The sequence below is a fragment of the Chryseobacterium sp. P1-3 genome (assembly GCF_000738495.1).
In the GTDB taxonomy this organism is placed as follows: Bacteria; Bacteroidota; Bacteroidia; order Flavobacteriales; family Weeksellaceae; genus Chryseobacterium; species Chryseobacterium gallinarum.
The window spans coordinates 330,564-348,191 of record NZ_JPEQ01000010.1 but is presented as its reverse complement, the minus strand read 5'-3'; the positions used below and the strand labels follow the sequence as shown (position 1 = coordinate 348,191).

General features: G+C 38.8%; 11 protein-coding genes, 2 pseudogenes and 1 riboswitch. Of the genes and pseudogenes, 1 reads left to right on the top strand and 12 read right to left on the bottom strand.

What is annotated here, in order from left to right; translation table 11 throughout:
* Positions 1–59: 59 nt before the first annotated feature.
* The 7 genes from HX13_RS15860 to HX13_RS15840 all read right to left on the bottom strand — a co-directional run bounded on the left by HX13_RS15860 (position 60) and on the right by HX13_RS15840 (position 9,493).
* Positions 60–905: an APC family permease gene (locus HX13_RS15860; RefSeq protein ID WP_316931329.1), complete on the bottom strand. Its 846-nt coding sequence runs from the start codon at positions 903–905 to the stop codon at positions 60–62.
* 37 nt (positions 906–942) lie between these two features.
* Entirely contained in the window at positions 943–1,389 is a 447-nt protein-coding gene (locus HX13_RS25660) for an amino acid permease (protein WP_262483561.1), read from the bottom strand.
* Between the two features lie 7 nt (positions 1,390–1,396).
* Complete coding sequence (locus HX13_RS15855) at positions 1,397–3,796, bottom strand: TonB-dependent receptor plug domain-containing protein (RefSeq protein ID WP_238555407.1); 2,400 nt, start codon at positions 3,794–3,796, stop codon at positions 1,397–1,399.
* 112 nt (positions 3,797–3,908) lie between these two features.
* Positions 3,909–4,013: riboswitch (SAM riboswitch) on the bottom strand.
* 94 nt (positions 4,014–4,107) lie between these two features.
* The gene (locus tag HX13_RS24580) at positions 4,108–4,251 is read right to left on the bottom strand and encodes a T9SS type A sorting domain-containing protein (RefSeq protein WP_238555406.1); all 144 of its coding nucleotides are present in this window, start codon (positions 4,249–4,251) and stop codon (positions 4,108–4,110) included.
* A 16-nt stretch (positions 4,252–4,267) separates the two neighbouring features.
* A complete protein-coding gene (locus tag HX13_RS15850) occupies positions 4,268–6,943 on the bottom strand; it encodes an alpha-amylase family glycosyl hydrolase (protein WP_238555405.1) in 2,676 nt (891 codons plus the stop codon).
* Positions 6,944–7,497: 554 nt separating this feature from the next.
* A complete protein-coding gene (locus HX13_RS15845; protein WP_174441949.1) occupies positions 7,498–7,782 on the bottom strand; it encodes a hypothetical protein in 285 nt (94 codons plus the stop codon).
* A gap of 103 nt (positions 7,783–7,885) precedes the next feature.
* Positions 7,886–9,493: a fumarate hydratase gene (locus HX13_RS15840; protein WP_050021868.1), complete on the bottom strand. Its 1,608-nt coding sequence runs from the start codon at positions 9,491–9,493 to the stop codon at positions 7,886–7,888.
* A 307-nt stretch (positions 9,494–9,800) separates the two neighbouring features.
* On the opposite strand from HX13_RS15840, the pseudogene fumC reads away from it, so the two are divergent.
* Positions 9,801–11,197, top strand: a pseudogene (gene fumC / locus HX13_RS15835) (class II fumarate hydratase).
* Between the two features lie 105 nt (positions 11,198–11,302).
* Here fumC and HX13_RS15830 read toward each other — a convergent pair.
* The 5 genes and pseudogenes from HX13_RS15830 to coaBC all read right to left on the bottom strand — a co-directional run bounded on the left by HX13_RS15830 (position 11,303) and on the right by coaBC (position 17,508).
* A complete protein-coding gene (locus HX13_RS15830; protein ID WP_050021867.1) occupies positions 11,303–12,025 on the bottom strand; it encodes an ABC transporter ATP-binding protein in 723 nt (240 codons plus the stop codon).
* A gap of 3 nt (positions 12,026–12,028) precedes the next feature.
* Entirely contained in the window at positions 12,029–13,495 is a 1,467-nt protein-coding gene (locus tag HX13_RS15825; RefSeq protein WP_050021866.1) for a DUF5687 family protein, read from the bottom strand.
* A 51-nt stretch (positions 13,496–13,546) separates the two neighbouring features.
* Positions 13,547–15,197, bottom strand: a pseudogene (locus tag HX13_RS15820) (DNA repair protein RecN).
* Positions 15,198–15,274: 77 nt separating this feature from the next.
* Positions 15,275–16,180, bottom strand: coding sequence for a DUF4835 family protein (locus HX13_RS15815; protein WP_050021865.1), 906 nt, complete (start codon positions 16,178–16,180; stop codon positions 15,275–15,277).
* Between the two features lie 122 nt (positions 16,181–16,302).
* A complete protein-coding gene (gene coaBC, locus HX13_RS15810; protein WP_050021864.1) occupies positions 16,303–17,508 on the bottom strand; it encodes a bifunctional phosphopantothenoylcysteine decarboxylase/phosphopantothenate--cysteine ligase CoaBC in 1,206 nt (401 codons plus the stop codon).
* Positions 17,509–17,628: the final 120 nt, after the last annotated feature.

Below are 17,628 nucleotides of genomic sequence, written 5' to 3'. Positions count from 1 at the left end.
AAATGAGCATAAATTTTTGAACACTAGAGGAAACGGCAAAAAGCAGATTTACCCTTTACTTAATTTTCTTCAGGGGCATTCCCTTCGTCTTTCTTGCTTCCTGAGAGTCTTCTGTCAATGACATACAGAATAATCCCCACCGCTATTATTCCTAATCCTATCATACTCTCTTTGGGGTTATGGATAAAGGTGAAATAAAGGATATAAACACTGAACAGCAAAAAAACAGTCGGAAAAATATAAAAAACATTGGATTTGAATATTGTACGGTCTTCCTTTTTAAGGAAATATACCGTGGAAATTGCCAGGCTTGCAAATAATTGAAGAATAAAAGCGGTATACACAAAGATTTCTTTAAAGCTTCCTGTCAGAATAATAATGGCAGCAATTACAGCGTGGGCAAAGATTGCCCTCACCGGAATTCCTTTTTTATTTCCCTTAGAAAGCGGTTTCCATATGTGTGTATCTCTGGCAAAGGCCTGAGTCAGTCTCGATCCCACCCATAAATAACCGCTGATGGTGGCTATCAGCTGTAATGCAATAAAAATATTTACTATTTTCCCAAAACTGATCCCCAGCATATTAATGGCAGCTTCTCCCATGACATCCTCTTTTCCTGCCAGCTGGGTTACCGGAGCATGTTTCAGCATAATGTAATTAACCAGCAAATAACTCAACGTTACAAAAACAGTTCCTATAATCAGTGATTTGGGAAGGTTTTTTTGAACCTCCTTTATTTCTCCGGCAATATAGGAGGCCGAGTTCCAGCCGGTATAGGAGTAAGTCACAAAAACCAGAGAGGTGGCAAAAGCAGGAAGCATAATCTCCTTCTGCCAGCTATTACTGAAATTCAGGCTGTTCCCTATTTGCGGAGATCCTGAAAGACCAACTCCTACTATAACCAGTATGATAATAAAGGCTATTTTAATAAAAGTGAAAAAGTTATGAAAACGGCTCGACGTTTTTTAAGCTGAATGATAAAGTAGTGGCAACCAGAAAAATGGCCATCATTGCAAAACCGTTTCCAAAAGTATAATCAAATACAGAGAGATATTTAGACATGGCCAATGCGGCTAACGCAACAGGGGAAGAGAATCCGATAATCAAAGAAATCCAGCTTATAAGATAACCAAATAAAGGATGATATGTTTCTTTAAGGTAAATAAAGTCGCCGCCATTCCCTTTAAAATGGGATCCCAATTCTGCATAGCAAAAGGCTCCGAACAAAGCCAGAATCCCACCTATTATCCATAACAGGAATATGCTGTAGGTATTGGTGATATCGGATAGCTGAAACCCCAGCGTGGTAAAAATCCCGGTTCCGATCATATTGGAAACTACAATGGCGGCGGCTGTTTTCCAGCCGATCTGATGTGAAGCTGTGCTCATCTGATAATTAAAAATTAAAATTTAGTCTTCCAAAGAAATAGCTTCCCAGAGTCCCCATCTGAACCGGCGCATATTTGAACACTCCATAATATGAGTTTTCATATATCTGGCGATCTGAAAAGACATCAAATACATTATTAGCTCCAATGGTAAAGTTGATGTTTTTTGTAATATCATATCCCACACTAAGATCTGTCACGATTTTGGGTGAAAATTCCTGAACACCTCCAAACGGATAGCCGTCTCTTATGACTTTGCCAAAATAGGTATTTCTTACGAGAAAATTGAATTTTCCTATTCCATAGTTCAACCCTAAGGATGCTTTGGTTTTGGGTGACAAAGATTCTATAATATTGATCTGGTCCGGACCAAAGAATTCATTTTGGGGAGTTCCCAAGTTTTCCGGAAAATGGAAATCTGTAATTTTTGTCTCCGTATAGTTTCCTGCCAGATTAATGTTTAAGTTTCCACCTGCTAACTTCCAATCATAGGAGATAACCACGTCTACCCCTTGGGTTTCCGTATCAACCGCATTTGTGAAAAACCTTCCACTTTCTACGCCATAATCTGCCAGTCTGGGATCTGTAATATTACTGGTAATCACAATTCTGTCTTTGACTTTAATCCAATATCCGTCTATTGTAATGAACAGTCTGTTTAATGGTTTCAGGGTAAATCCTGCACTGGCATTGACTGATGTTTCCTGTTTTAGTTTATCAAATCCTAAAATCCTGGCTGCATCACTGTCATTCCTGAAAATTCCTTTCGTCACAATTCCTGCCCCGGAAGTCGAGATATCTGCATAAGAGTTGTTAAAATACTGCTGCTGAAGAGAAGGCGCCCTGAAGCCGGTTCCTACGGCCGCTCTTACTGCATAATCCGGAACAAATTCATATCGTACAGCCAATTTTCCGTTCAGGGTATTGCCAAAGTCGGAATAATTTTCAAATCGTGCTGCCACATCAATATTAAGCTTTTTATCCAGATCATATGATACATCAGCATATACAGCCGTGGAATGTCTGTCTTTTTTCAAGGCATTCTGAGGTGAGAATCCTATAAAAGACTGGGAGCCACCTGCTCCTATTACAGTTGATCCCTGAGTTGCAATATTTCCATTGATATCGTACTGGGTGTAAGATGCTTCGTCCCCTTCTTTGATCTGGTATTGTTCAAACCTGAATTCACCACCAAATGCAATATTAAACCTGTTCAGACTTTTAGAAACATCCAGGTTAACCGTATTTTGCAGAAAACTATGTGCTCCTGCATAAAAACGGGTTGGGGATTTTGCTCCCAGTGAAGCATTATTGGTATTGCTTACGTTATAATTAAAGGTATTGCTGCCAAAGGTATTGCTAAGATCAATCAACCAATTATTGATTGTATATTTTGCACCTACTGCATAAGAAACATCATACACATGGGATCCGAGGGTTGCCTGGAAGCCGTTTGGATAGATTGAAGAAACCACATTGAATGTTTCACTGGGAAGTCTTCTGAAACCAAAACCTTTTCCTTCTTTGATACTGAACCCTCCGAAGGAATAAAGTTTAAAGTTTTCATTAAAAGGATATTCTGAATTAAAAAAAAGCTGTCCCTGCCTGATCTGGGCATCTCCGATCTGAAAATTGAAATCATCGCGGGTTAACCCTCTTTTTCTTATTTCCTCATCATCTGCTGCTCTGGCTGCATCCGGATCATCTGCAAACGGGTATGCAAAATTATCTCCGAAAATATCCAGATCATGATTTTGAGTTCTTGTTGTTTTCCCTCTGTGGCTTACCTGTAATGACAGATTGATATAGCCGTCTTTTTTTCCTAAAGAGGCGCCATAATTTGCTCCTGCCTGATAGGTATCCCCATCATTTCTACCGCTGAGCCCATAAGTAATGCTCGCTGTAGCGCCTTGATTCTTTTTAAGAATAATATTGATAACCCCCGCAATAGCATCTGAACCATATTGTGCTGCGGCACCGTCTCTTAAGACTTCTATCCTGTCTATGGCGATCACCGGAACCGTGCTCAGATCTGTTCCTACGGAACCGTTCCCTACGGTATTCTGGTAATTCACTAAAGAAGTCGTATGCCTTCTTTTTCCATTAACCAGTACCAGCACCTGGTCAGGCCCCATTCCCCTTAAGGTAACAGGATCAATATGTTCCGTCCCGTCCGATGCCGACTGCCTTACAGAATTGAATGATGGAATTACATAATTCAGAAGATCCTGAACAGTAACCTGGGGAGAGGCCTTCTGTATTTTTTCAATATTGATGACATCTACCGGAACGGGTGTTTCCAATTTTGTTCTTTTGGCATTCCTGTTTCCGACAATAATAATATCCTCGATTTGTTTTCCTTTTTCCTGTTCCTGGGCTGTAACGATAATAGTTCCCAACAGTAACACTGCTATACTTAATTTTTTTCATTTGTTCTTGCAATTAAAAAATATTCCTGCGGTTCGACCCCGCAGATATACAAGACATCAAGAAATGGAATTCACATCAGAATATTGACTTCACTTATCTTCCCCTCGGGTTGGAATTAGCACCTTTACACTTCTGGAATCATGTCGGTTGCTAAGGTTTCATTGGGCCAAATCCCTCCACCTTTCTTGATAAATCTACTGCAAAAGTAGACTATTTTTTCTAATATGCAAAAGGTAAATGTGCAGGTGTGCTCATTTACCTTTTATTTTTATATAATGCTGATTTCTGTTTATCTTATGATCATTTTCTGAATGGCTATCCCTGTATCCGACTTCAGATGAATAAAATAGGTCCCGGCCGGATAATGGACTTTCAATTCATGGGTTCCGCTTTCATTCAATAATTTAAAAGATCCGATTCTCTTTCCGTTCATATCAGAAATGGTTATTTCACCATTTCTGGCTTTGCTGTAAATGAGTTTTGCAACACCACTTTTTTACCGGATTATCTGCTATTTGAAGAGATAATTTGTGGGATGCGTTTATATCATCGGTTGACAGAGCTCCTGCATAATTTCCGAAGATCCTGAATTCACCCGGAAGTAATGCTATCGGAGCGGTGGTTGAGGCAATATTCAAAACCGAATTATCCATAAGGTTCTGCCATTGACCTGTATACGGAAAATATGGAACTACATTTTGCCCGGAAGTTGTAAAGTTAGCCAGAACCACTACATTTTTCATTCCATTGATGGTATTGTCATAAAGGTATATTCTTGTAATGAGGCCATCAGGATCATTCGCCAGGTTATTTGATTCTATACTGTATGTTTTTGTTGTAAAGATCCCGTTGGTATTTCTGAGATTAATGATTTTTGCCCAGGTGTCATATACCGCCTTTCTGTTCATATCTGTATCATACCCTAAAGCAAAAGCAACAGGTTTTTCATCGGTTCTGCATCCAGTACTGATGGTACCATTGGTACATCTGTTAATACTAAACTCATACCCCAGCTCTCCGAACTGCCAGATCATTTTCGGGCCCGGAATGGTAAAAAATGCAGCTCCAAAAGTTTTCATTCTCTCAAGAGCCGTATTCAGGTTTTTAACATTATAGCTTCCATTGACAGCTCCATAGGTAAGGTTTTTAAACATCAGCCTTTCTTCATCATGGCTTTCTCCATAGCCTACAGCATGCATATTGGTAAATCCATGCAATGCATGATTCATCCTGTCATAGTTGCTGTTTTCCTTATAGCCCATCGTATTTTGATTGTAAGGCTCCGTCTGTTTATTCCAAAGGAGAACGCCCTTGCCTTCCGCCACTCTGTAATTGGCCCATTGCTGTTCTTCGGCATCCGTTCCCAGATGTTCAAATATCATGTAAGAATTAGGATCAATAGCCCATTGTTTATCTGCATAATGTTTCATAATATCCACTCTGTCCTGTTGATAGGCATTGGTACAGGCTTCATCATTCTCAGAACAGTTTTGGGTGAATCCTTTCGTCAAATCCCAACGGAAACCGTCAATATGATACTCTGTCAGCCACTGCTGAAGGCATCTTTCCACATAATACTGAGTGGAAGGGCTTGAATGATTGAAATCGTTAAATACATTATATGAATGCTTCGGAACCTGGTTAAAATAAGGATTATTCTGGGCTACATCTCCATAACCGTCTCCATCCGGATCTACATTCCAAAGCCTAACCAAAGGTGAACGGCCTGTTGCATGATTCAGCGCGATATCCAGGATTACTGCAATTCCGTTTTGATGACACAAGTCCACGAATTCTTTAAATTTCTCGGGGGTTCCATAAGCCTTATCCAAGGCATAATGGAACGATGTATTATATCCCCAGGAAAGGTTTCCGTCAAACTCCATAATGGGAAGCAGTTCTATCGCATTAATATTTAGACTTTTTAAATAAGAAATTTTATTAATCAGAGATTGCCAGTTTTTTTCCTGGGTAAAGTCTCTCAACAGCAATTCATAGATTACTAAATTTTCTTTGGCAGGCCTTTGAAAATTAGTCACCTGCCAGTTATAGGGAGATTGCCCGGTTGCAAACGTAGAAACTTCAAAATCCTGTCCTGCCGGAAATGCAGGCAAATTCGGATATGTTGCGGCAGAGATCGAAGGATCATCATAAGAGGATAAAATCTGTGGTGAGTAAGGATCTGCTACTTTTCTTAAATCATTTGTTCTGTATTGAAATGAATATAATTGCTGGGGAGTGAGCCCACTAAGCTCAATCCAATAAAGATCGGGGTTTGTGGTATCTTTCTTCATTAAATAAGCATCGTCTACAGCCCAGTTATTAAAACTTCCTATTACATGTACAAAGTTTTTGTATGGAGCATATAAAGCCAACCCTACCTTTGTCTGATCTGTTGGATGGTAATTAATCCCCTGCCTGATCCAACCGGGAATAGATTCTGAGATTACATTTCTGGGAAGCTGTAATATAAAAGAAGCTGTTTTAGTATCAGAACCTTGTATAGCCTTAAGCTCCATATTAGCATCCTGTGTAACAGTATATTGATAAGAATATGACGATGAGGCAGCTGTAGTAGAATGTACCACTGTTCCATTGGCTTTTAGCTGGAAGGTAGCATCCACATTCGTTGTGGCTGTAATATTGATAATGCTTCCAGCCGGAACAGATGTCAGGCTATTGGCTGCAGGGTTTGTCAGATTTAAACTTAATACTCCCACATTAACAAAAATATCGGGTGATGTCTGATGGGATCCACTTTTATCTTTTAATAAGAATCCGAATTTTCCGATTCCTGTTCTGCCGAAAAAAGAAGTTGGGGTGAAGCTTAGAGAATAAGTGTCTGCAACAGCATCATAGCTGAGTTTATTCAAATCGCTGGAGTTGTTCCAGCTCCCATTGGTAGGGCAATCCTGGCTATTCTGATAATTGGTGTCAAATGACCATGACCATATATAAATGGCATTATTGGAAACTCCCCAGGCAGCTTCATCAATCTGATCTCCGGGAATAGTCAGTGTAATGGCATCCGTTTCATTGAAAGGATTGGGAGTAATGGTATAATTGATCTGCCCAAAAACAAAGACTGTAATAAGCAGGGAAACAACGGAATAAAACTTTTTCATAGTATTATTTTTACCGAATATAATATTAAATTTTCTTATTTGTATTGAATGGACTCTGAAATTGCCGATGAAGTTGTTTATACATGTAAAAGAAAGGATCAAGTACAAAAGTTGGGGTATATAATATTTAGATCTATTTAATTTTTAAAATTCACGCAAGGGGTTTCTTTTTGATTACCCTTTATTTTAGGTAAGCTAAGAAATGAATTGATCTTTAATCGATTCTGATGAAGCGCATGCAAAGTCTTCGCTTCATCAGCAGCTATGCTGCCTTTTTTGCCTAATTGAAATAGACATTATTTTTTTTAAAACTTTGCGTGAAAAACGAACTCAATAATTTTGATGCTAATCAATAATGGACAGAATTTTTTATATTCAGACCCAATGTATTATGTCCAAATTTTTGAGACTGACCCAAAAGAAATCCCGAGTCTTTCCGGAATAGCTGACACTGGGAAATAAAAAAACCGCTTAACGGATTAAGCGGTTTATATATGTTGTTTTGCTTTGATATTACTTTTTCAGAATTCAGGTGAAAAAGCAATGACAATCAATTAATGATGATGTCCGTGATCGTGGATAAAAGGCCCGTTCCCTTTAGGCTGGTTATAAATAACCTCTACCCCTTCCTGCTCATAGATGTTCTTTCTTCTGATATCTTCAGGATCGAAAGGCTTCACTTTTCCGAAGTACTCTTTCAAACCTTCTGTTAACCACATTGGGATTACTAATCCGAAGAACATGAAAATACACCAGAATCCTACTAAGAACATCGTAATGAAGAATATAGTCCATAGGAACTGGTAGAACGGCCAAAATGCTGATAAAATCGTTATCATTCTCTTAAAGATTTTAGGCAAAAATAGAACTTTTTTCTTTTTTACACAAAAGATACAGGACCTATTTTTTAATTTATTTTAATTCTATATAGGTTTAAGGCTATTAGTGAGCAAGATCAGCAAAGAAATCATTTCCTTTATCATCTGTAATAATGAATGCAGGGAAGTCTCTGACTTCAATTTTCCTTACGGCTTCCATACCTAATTCCGGAAAATCTACAACATCTACAGATACAATATTGTCTTTAGCAAGAATGGCAGCCGGGCCCCCGATGGATCCGAGATAGAAACCTCCGTATTTATTGCACGCCTCCGTAACTTCTTTGCTTCTGTTTCCTTTTGCCAGCATGATCATACTTCCGCCATGGCTCTGGAATTCATCCACATACACATCCATTCTTCCTGCCGTAGTAGGCCCGAAGCTTCCTGAAGCCATTCCTTCCGGAGTTTTTGCCGGCCCTGCATAATAAATCGGGTGATTTTTGAAATATTCAGGCATGGGTTTACCACTATCAATAATTTCTTTGATTTTTGCGTGGGCAATATCTCTGGCAACAATCAGGGTTCCGTTCAGCTTTAGCCTTGTTTTGATCGGATATTTTGAAAGTTCTGCCAGAATCTCAGGCATTGGTTTATTGAGATTAATCTCAACCGCCTCTTCCAGGTGTGGCGGAGTAGCAGGCAGGAATCTTTTTGGGTCCTGCTCCAGTTGCTCAAGGAAAATACCCTCTTTGGTAATCTTTCCTTTGATATTTCTATCTGCAGAACAGGAAACGCCCATTCCTACCGGGCAGGAAGCGGCATGTCTCGGAAGTCTGATGACCCTTACATCGTGAGTCAGGTATTTACCCCCAAACTGTGCTCCGATTGCACTTTCCTGGCAGATTTTCTGAACTCTTGCTTCCCATTCAAGGTCTCTGAACGCTTGTCCTGCCTCATTTCCTTCCGTTGGAAGATTATCATAATATTTTGCCGAAGCTTTCTTTACTGCTGCAAGATTGGCCTCTGCTGAAGTACCTCCGATAACCAGTGCAAGATGGTATGGCGGGCACGCTGCTGTTCCCAGATCCGAAATTTTTTCCCTGATAAATTCTTCCAGGGATTTTTCGTTCAATAAAGATTTTGTCTTTTGATATAAGAATGTTTTATTGGCAGAACCTCCTCCTTTCGTTAAGAATAAAAATTCATAATAATCACCTTTTTTAGCATAGATATCAATCTGTGCCGGAAGATTTGATCCTGAGTTCTTCTCATCGAACATGGTTAAAGGAACAACCTGGGAATATCTCAGATTTCTTTTTTGGTATGTATTGTAGATTCCTTTACTAAGGTATTCTCCATCATCAACTCCCGTGTAAACATCTTCTCCTTTTTTACCCATAACAATGGCAGTTCCTGTATCCTGGCAGGAAGGAAGTGCTCCTTCAGCCGCTACAGCTGCATTTTGCAACAGGTTATAGGCAACGAATCTGTCATTATCAGTAGCTTCAGGATCATCAATAATTCTTCTGAGACTCTCTAAGTGTGAAGAGCGTAGCATGAAAGAGACGTCAGCCATCGCTTCTTCAGCCAATAGCTCCAACCCTTTTGGATCAACCGTTAAGATTTCTCTGTCTCCCAGTTTTTCAACTTTTACATAATCTGATGTAAGCTTTTTATACACCGTATCATCTTTCTGAATTGGATACGGATCCTGATATCTAAATTCCATTCAATTTTTTTGTTTGCACAAAAATACGGCTTCCATTAAAAAAAATATGAGTAAAATCAGTCATTAAAATCGATATTTATAATGATTATAAATTGCAGAATTCTGAGTTTATAAGTACCTTTATTCGAGCTAAATAAATCAGGCTATAAAGTATTTACCGCTTAAGGTTTTTTTAAGATCCAGATACTAACTGCTGATAAGGATACAGGTTTTTGAAATCTTCGGTCTCTTATCCATGAGCAATTGCAGAATGATTTTAACCTCTAAGTGCCGTAAATAATAAAACAGATTATAAAATTCCATCACAATGAATTACAGAATAGAAAAAGACACCATGGGAGAAGTGCAGGTCCCTGCAGACAAACTTTGGGGTGCACAGACGGAGCGTTCCAGAAATAATTTTAAAATCGGTCCTGAAGGTTCCATGCCTCACGAGATTATTGAAGCTTTTGCCTATCTGAAAAAAGCGGCGGCTTATACCAATACGGACTTGGGTGTGCTTCCTGCTGAGAAAAGGGATATGATTGCCAAAGTTTGCGATGAAATTCTGGAAGGAAAGCTTAATGATCAGTTTCCTCTGGTTATCTGGCAGACAGGTTCCGGAACTCAATCCAACATGAATGTCAATGAAGTCATTTCAAATAAGGCTCACATCAATAATGGCGGGACTTTTAGGCGAAAAATCAGAAATCCATCCGAACGATGATGTCAATAAATCCCAGTCTTCCAATGACACCTATCCTACAGCCATGCATATTGCTGCTTATAAAAAAAGTGGTGGAAGTAACAATTCCGGCAGTAGAAAAATTAAAAAATACCTTAGCTGAAAAATCTAAGGCATTCAAAGATGTTGTAAAAATCGGAAGAACCCACCTTATGGATGCTACTCCTCTTACGCTTGGCCAGGAATTTTCAGGCTATGTGGCACAATTGGAATTCGGTCTGAGGGCTTTAAGAAATACTTTACCTCATCTTTCTGAACTGGCATTGGGAGGAACTGCCGTAGGAACCGGTCTGAATACCCCAAACGGATATGATGTAAAAGTAGCTGAATACATTGCTAAGTTTACCAGTCACCCTTTTGTAACAGCAGAAAATAAATTTGAAGCGCTTGCTGCCCATGATGCTATTGTAGAAACCCACGGAGCCTTAAAACAGCTTGCCGTTTCTTTATATAAAATTGCACAGGATATCAGATTACTGGCTTCAGGTCCACGTTCAGGAATCGGGGAAATCTACATTCCTGAAAATGAGCCGGGATCATCCATTATGCCAGGTAAAGTGAACCCTACTCAAAACGAAGCAATGACGATGGTCTGCGCCCAGGTTCTGGGAAATGACACGACTATTTCTTTTGCGGGAACACAAGGAAATTATGAGTTGAACGTATTCAAACCTGTAATGGCTTATAATTTCCTGCAGTCTGCCCAGCTGATTGCCGATGCCTGCATTTCATTCAATGACCATTGTGCGGTAGGAATTGAACCGAATCACGAGAGGATTAAAGAACTGGTGGATAAGTCTTTAATGCTGGTAACTGCTTTAAACACTCATATCGGATATGAAAATGCAGCAAAAATTGCTAAAACGGCTCATAAAAACGGGACCACATTAAAAGAGGAAGCCATCAATCTTGGCTTTTTAACTGCTGAACAATTTGATCAGTGGGTAAAACCTGAGGATATGGTGGGCAGCTTGAAATAATACACCTAATTTTATTCATAGACTTATAGAAAAACTCCGGGAATATTCCGGAGTTTTTTACTGATCATAAATTATTTAATCACATTCATTCTGAAAGTTCGGTACTTATGAGGGTTCCGGTCCGGAGGAAACCTGCTCAGCAAAATAATGCTCCAGTTCTTTCAGGGTTTCCGGATTTGTCTGAATATCTTTTACCATCAATCCTTTATTTACCACTACAATCCTGTTGCAGACTTCTGTAGTATGGGACAAATCATGGCTGGAAATAAGAAAAGTAACGCCCTCCTGCTTGGCTAATTCCTTGATTAAATTCTTAAGCTTGATCTGTGTAGATGGGTCCAGATTGGCAAAAGGTTCATCAAGGATAATAATTTCGGGGTTCCCGATAATTGCCCCTACAATACCTACTTTTTTCTGGTTTCCTTTCGACAGGTCACGGATATATTTTCCGGATGCCAAAATCTCCCCGTTGAAGAAATCATGGAAAGGTTTCAGGAATTCATCCACAGAGGCTTTATTTTGCCCCCTCAATTCTCCGATAAAATAAAAATATTCTTCGGGAGTCAGGTATCCGATTAAGAAAGTATCATCTACAAAAGCGGAAACCTTGTTTTTCCATTCTTCGGATTCATTCACTTTAATTCCGTCAATACTTACTGAACCTGTTGTTGCCTGGATCAGATCCAGCATCAGGCTGAACAGAGTCGTCTTTCCCGCTCCGTTATTTCCTACAAGGCCAAATGTTTCCCCGCCCGGTATATTAAGGTGTTCAATATTAAGAACCGTCGCCGGTCCGTAGGTTTTGGTTAAATTATGTATACTGATCATGGCTTAACTTTTATTTTTGAACGCATCCAGCGTACTGTATTTTTCTTTTTTATAATGTTTTACAATAATGTCGAAAATCTTTTCCCTGATAATAAACCCGGCTAACCCCAGAATGGCAATACACACGACACCGGCAGTGATTCCAAAGAAATATTTGGTAACAGCAAAAGCCGCCATAGGAAGCAACATTTTAGGAATCAGCAGAAGCAGGGCGACTAAATTAAAGCTTCCCTTCTGCCCTATTCTTTTTTCTTTTGAATTAAGATCGATCTGGGTTTTATTGAAGGCTCCCGACCAAAGGGTAAACTGAGAATTGACGCCAATATTATACAATCCTGCCGCCAAAAAGGTGATATATAACTCCCATCCGAAGTAAACGTAAATTAATGCAATAATAATGGAAGCCCCTGTCACAATATTCATCAGCCACCATTTTGCTTTTAGATATTCCTTATAAGGGACATTCAGGGTCATCATCAATGGGTAGTACGAACTGTCAAAGGCGGGCACCCTCTGCCCAAACAGGAACTGAAATCCTCCTGTTACAAATAACCCCATAAACATCATCATTGCCGGAGTTTTGTATAGTGGAGAAGTAAACATCAGAAGCCCGTAGAAAAGAAACATAAAACTCCCCATGAGAATTCCTTTGGTAACCTTGTTTCGTCTTAACATCTTAATATCATTATTAATAAATGTTCCTATAGCCCCATATTTGTTTAAAAAGGCAATATTTTCTGTTTTTCCCTCTGTTTTCTTTGCTTCAAGGCCCTCGTCCAGGTAAAATGACCGGCGTACATACCTGAAACACAACACCCAAAGCGCTACAAACAACGCAAGAGCGAGTAAAGAAAAGTAAGGACGCTCATAAAAACTATAGAAAACAGATTCCGAATAGGAAAGCACCGGAATAATATGATAATAACCTAATCCTCCGATAAGAGCAAAAACAATTGCAACAATGAGAGCTACGGTCTCTTTTCCGTTAAAAAAGATATTGATGAAATTATTAAGATAGAGCAGGGAAGACACTCCTACAAACCATGCCAGCACTCCGGGAATACTATATCCGTTGAATAAAGCAATTATAGAAAAGGTAATAAAGAAGAGAGAAATCAGCCAGCTGAAAGCGGAAAGGAAAGTCTTGCCCAGCATATAATTGACCAGAGTATTCTTTCTGATATTCATCGTAAGAAACGGCTTTATATTCTGCGTAGGAATCTCCTGCCAGAGATATTTAATGACTAAATCGATAATCCAGGCGACAATCAGGAATTTTGAAACGATCTTTAAAGGATCCTGATGCATTTCTTCCTGTACATAGAAAAAAGCGAGAAATGCGCCTCCTACCAGGCATCCCATAAAGTATAGAATCCCTATAAAACGGAAAATTTTCATGGCAAGATTAACTCCTAAAGAGGTTCCCCTGAAGAAGCTCCTGATCTCCAGCCTTAAAAGCTTTAGAAACATATGTTAGTTTTTTTACATTAGTAAAGATAATGTAAAATATGTTACAGCCTCTTAGCCAATTAACTCTTTTGCCTGCGCTAAAGCCGCTTCTGTAATTTTACTTCCGGAAAGCAATTGGGCAATCTCATGGAGTTTTTCCTCTTCACTCAAAGGAATGATGGTAGATTGCGTTCTCCCTGAAACGTCCTGTTTTACTACTTTGTAATTATCATTTCCTTTAGCCGCCACCTGTGCGAGGTGAGAAATAACAATAAGCTGCATATCCTCAGACATTTCCCTCATCAGGATACCGATTTCTTCGGCCACCTTTCCCGAAACTCCGGTATCAATCTCATCCAGAATGAGAGTTGGCAGCTCATCACTTTCCGCAATAATTTTCTTTACGGCAAGCATTACCCTTGATCTTTCTCCTCCTGAGATCGCAGTCTGGATAGGTTTCAGGGGAAATCCGGAATTGGCCTGGAACAACAGCTGAATATTCTCTTTGCCGAATGCATTAAACTCCTGAACGTCCTGTAGCTCAATATCCACCCTGGCTTTCTCAAGACCTAATTTTTTAAGCAGGTTTTCCGCTTTTTTTATAAAAACAGGAATATTCTTTTTCCTGTTCTTTGAAAGCTTCCCGGCAAGTTCCTGAAGCTCCTTTTCCTTTTTAGAAATATTGTCCTGCGTTTCAGCAATCTGTGCCTCCAGTTCGGAAGCCCCTTTCTGATCTCCCGACAGCTGGTTCCTAACCTCAATCAGTTCACCGATATCTGAAACATTGTGCTTTAAGAATAAAGCATTGATTTTATTATTAAGCTCTGTAAGAATGATCAGGTTTTCCGGATTGATTTCTACCTTTTCCGCCTCATGCTCAAGTTCGGAAATCATATCTTTCAATTCCACGAATGAAGTTTCAAATCTTTCATTAAGCTCCGCAAAACCTGTGGAAACTTCAGCTATTTTTGATAACTTACTTCTGGCCTCATTAAAAAAAGAAAGAATCCCGATTTCTTCCTGATGGAACCTTGACAGGATCTGTCCTATATTTTCCGAAATCATCCCTGCATTTTCCTGGATAGACAATTGATTCTGGACATCTTCGTAGTCCACATCATCAAGCTTCAGTTCTTCCAGTTCATTCAACAGAAATTCTTTATAGTCACTTTCTTTATTAACTTCTGAAAGCTGTGTCTGCAATTTTTTTAAGAAGCACCTTCAGGTTCTGAAACTCTGAGAATTCCTGCTGGTAGTCTTCAATAGCCTTTTTATTCCCGGAAAGTCCATCTATAATTTTAAACTGGTATTCAGAAGTAAAAAGATTGGATGTTTCAAACTGGGAATGAATATCAATCAGCTGTGAAGACAGTTCCTTAAGCACATCCAATGTTACAGGAACATCATTAATGAATGCCCTGGATTTTCCGGAAGGCAATATTTCCCTTCTGATAATGGTCTGAAGCTCATAGTCCAGATCATTTTCAATGAAAAACTTTTTAAATTGGTTATTTAATGCAAATTCTGTTTCTACAATACTCTTTTCTTCTGCTTTTGAAATAGATTTTACATCTGCCCTTTCGCCCAAAATAAGCCTCAGGGCTCCTAAAATAATAGATTTTCCTGCTCCTGTTTCACCGGTTATAACCTGCAAACCATTTTTCAGTGATACTTCAAGGGTATCAATCAGGGCAAAATTTTTAATATAAATTCTCGAGAGCATGGATCAATAGCGGTTACTTTAAGTAATGCAAATATAAAACTTTAGGATTCAGTATTCAACAGAAGAAAGCTTACACTTTATGTTTTCCACTTATTCCACTTATTATCAATATTTTTCGGGGAAAGGATAATCATTTGCTGCTTCAGGTCATTCAGAATAATTCCTCCATTGTTTCCTGAATTGAAAATATTGAAAATTTCATCACTTTTGTTATCCATAAACAGGTTGAAGAAATAGCTTTGCTGGAATGAATTTTCATACATTTTAAGCTGCATCAGCGCATCAAAGATAACCTTCTTTGCAGAAGTCTGATCCTGATTAAAAAGATTATCCAGTCCTGCCCTGTGGTAGGTGTAAATGGTAGATCTCAACTGGTTCCAGTTAGGATTGATGATTTCATTAATCAATATGGTACGGCTTCTTGGCTCATTGATAGTATTCCAGCCTTCATAATTTCTATTTTGAGAGTTCTGGGCAATCTGCTGTGCCTTTGCAAACCACTGTGATCCTCCCATTGCCTGGAAGCTATCGGCATCATAGCCTAAAATCAGATAAATATAAAAACTGATGACATCTGTAAGGTTTTTCCCCGAGAATTGTCTCTCGTTAAATATAAGGTTTTCATTTTCCACATATTCAAAAGACAATCTTTGATCCTGGAGGTTTACCAAAGGAGATTCATAAGTGGTATTATATACAGGACGTACCGCCTGAACAACAATTGATCCTTTAAATCTATTTCCGTCTCTTTCAGAGATAACAAGGGCAAAACCACATTTGATTTTTTCAAAGTTCTGGAGTTTTTTCCCCGTCCAGCTTGTATTATTGATAAAATCTTTAAGACTTTTTTCCAATGCTTTAAAAGCTTGCTGGTTACTTCCTCCTAGTTGTTGGGAATTTACCTGTACAGTAGCCAGCAGCTCCTGGGAGAAGCTAAGGTTGTATATAAAAAACAGAAAAAATAAACTGATAATTTTTTTCATATGGAGATACTTATTGTTTTTTAAAGGTCAAATGTAATCGCTTCACCTTCATAGATATTGGCTTTTGTGAATCATAACGACTTCATTGTCTATTAAAAATTGAGAACGGAAATTTATTAAAATTATTTCAAAAGTTGAGCTTCAACAAAATCGAGAATATCTTTGGCTACTTCGTCTTTAGACTTCAGATCAAATTCTTTCTCATCCGTCCTGGTAAATATTTTGATTTTATTGGTATCATTTTTAAATCCTGCGCCTTCGTCACGCAAAGAATTTAAAACAATCATATCCAGATTTTTCTTTTCAAGTTTTCCTTTGGCATTTTCTTCTTCATTTTGAGTTTCCAGTGCAAATCCCACTAAAAACTGATGGGTTTTCTTATCTCCCATCGTTTTAAGAATATCCGGGTTTTTAACCAGTTCAATGGTTAGATGTTCATCATTTTTCTTAATTTTTTCCTTCGCAATCTCTTTCGGAGCATAATCTGCAACGGCCGCACTGGCAATTCCTATATCTATTCTGTCATAAAATTCAAATACTTTAGCCAACATCTCTTTGGCGGAAGTCACTTTATGTACTGCTATACTTTTATCATGAACGGTCTGAGAACCAGGCCCTGAAATCAGGATTACCTTTGCCCCTCTTTTTGAAGCTTCTTCTGCTAATGAATAGCCCATTTTTCCTGAAGAATGATTCCCGATAAACCTTACCGGATCAATTGCTTCATAAGTAGGCCCCGCAGTAATTAAAACCGTTTTTCCTTCAAGGCTTTTTAAAGGAATTCCAGATGCAAAATAGTTCTCAACCGCAGCTAAGATCGTTGCCGGCTCTGCCATTCTTCCCTGTCCCACCAAACCACTTGCCAGTTCACCCTTTTCTGCCGGAATAACCCTGTGCCCGAAATGCTCCGCAAGTTCCAGGTTTTTCTTCGTTGAAGGATGTACATACATATCCAGGTCCATAGCAGGAGCGATAAATACCGGGCACTTTGCAGACATATAGGTTGCAATAACCAGATTATCACACATTCCGTTCACCATTTTAGACAATGTATTGGCAGTACAGGGAGCCACAATCATCACATCAGCCCATAAAGCGAGCTCCACATGGCTGTTCCAGCTACCATTATCACCATAAAAATCTGAATAAACAGGTTTCTTGGATAAGGTAGACAGGCTTAATTTCGTTACAAAATGTTCTGCATCGGAAGTCATGATTACCTGTACTTCGGCACCTTTCTTTACAAAATCCCTGATCAGAAAATGAATTTTGTACGCTGCAATTCCTCCGGAAACTGCGATAAGTATCTTTTTACCGGAAACACTCATTTAGTTTTAATTTTTGAAATACTAAAATACTTATTTTTTCCCACAATCAGGCTTTAAAACAACAAAGGTCATAAAAGAGCTTTATTCTTTTATGACCTTGATTTATTAAAGATACAGATG

Coding starts and splice junctions, on each gene's coding strand:
- HX13_RS25660 (WP_262483561.1), bottom strand. CDS start 1,389: ATGAGCACAGCTTCACATCAGATCGGCTGGAAAACAGCCGCCGCCATT.
- HX13_RS24580 (WP_238555406.1), bottom strand. CDS start 4,251: ATGAACGGAAAGAGAATCGGATCTTTTAAATTATTGAATGAAAGCGGA.
- HX13_RS15850 (WP_238555405.1), bottom strand. CDS start 6,943: ATGAAAAAGTTTTATTCCGTTGTTTCCCTGCTTATTACAGTCTTTGTT.
- HX13_RS15845 (WP_174441949.1), bottom strand. CDS start 7,782: ATGATAACGATTTTATCAGCATTTTGGCCGTTCTACCAGTTCCTATGG.
- HX13_RS15840 (WP_050021868.1), bottom strand. CDS start 9,493: ATGGAATTTAGATATCAGGATCCGTATCCAATTCAGAAAGATGATACG.
- HX13_RS15830 (WP_050021867.1), bottom strand. CDS start 12,025: ATGATCAGTATACATAATTTAACCAAAACCTACGGACCGGCGACGGTT.
- HX13_RS15825 (WP_050021866.1), bottom strand. CDS start 13,495: ATGTTTCTAAAGCTTTTAAGGCTGGAGATCAGGAGCTTCTTCAGGGGA.
- HX13_RS15815 (WP_050021865.1), bottom strand. CDS start 16,180: ATGAAAAAAATTATCAGTTTATTTTTTCTGTTTTTTATATACAACCTT.
- coaBC (WP_050021864.1), bottom strand. CDS start 17,508: ATGAGTGTTTCCGGTAAAAAGATACTTATCGCAGTTTCCGGAGGAATT.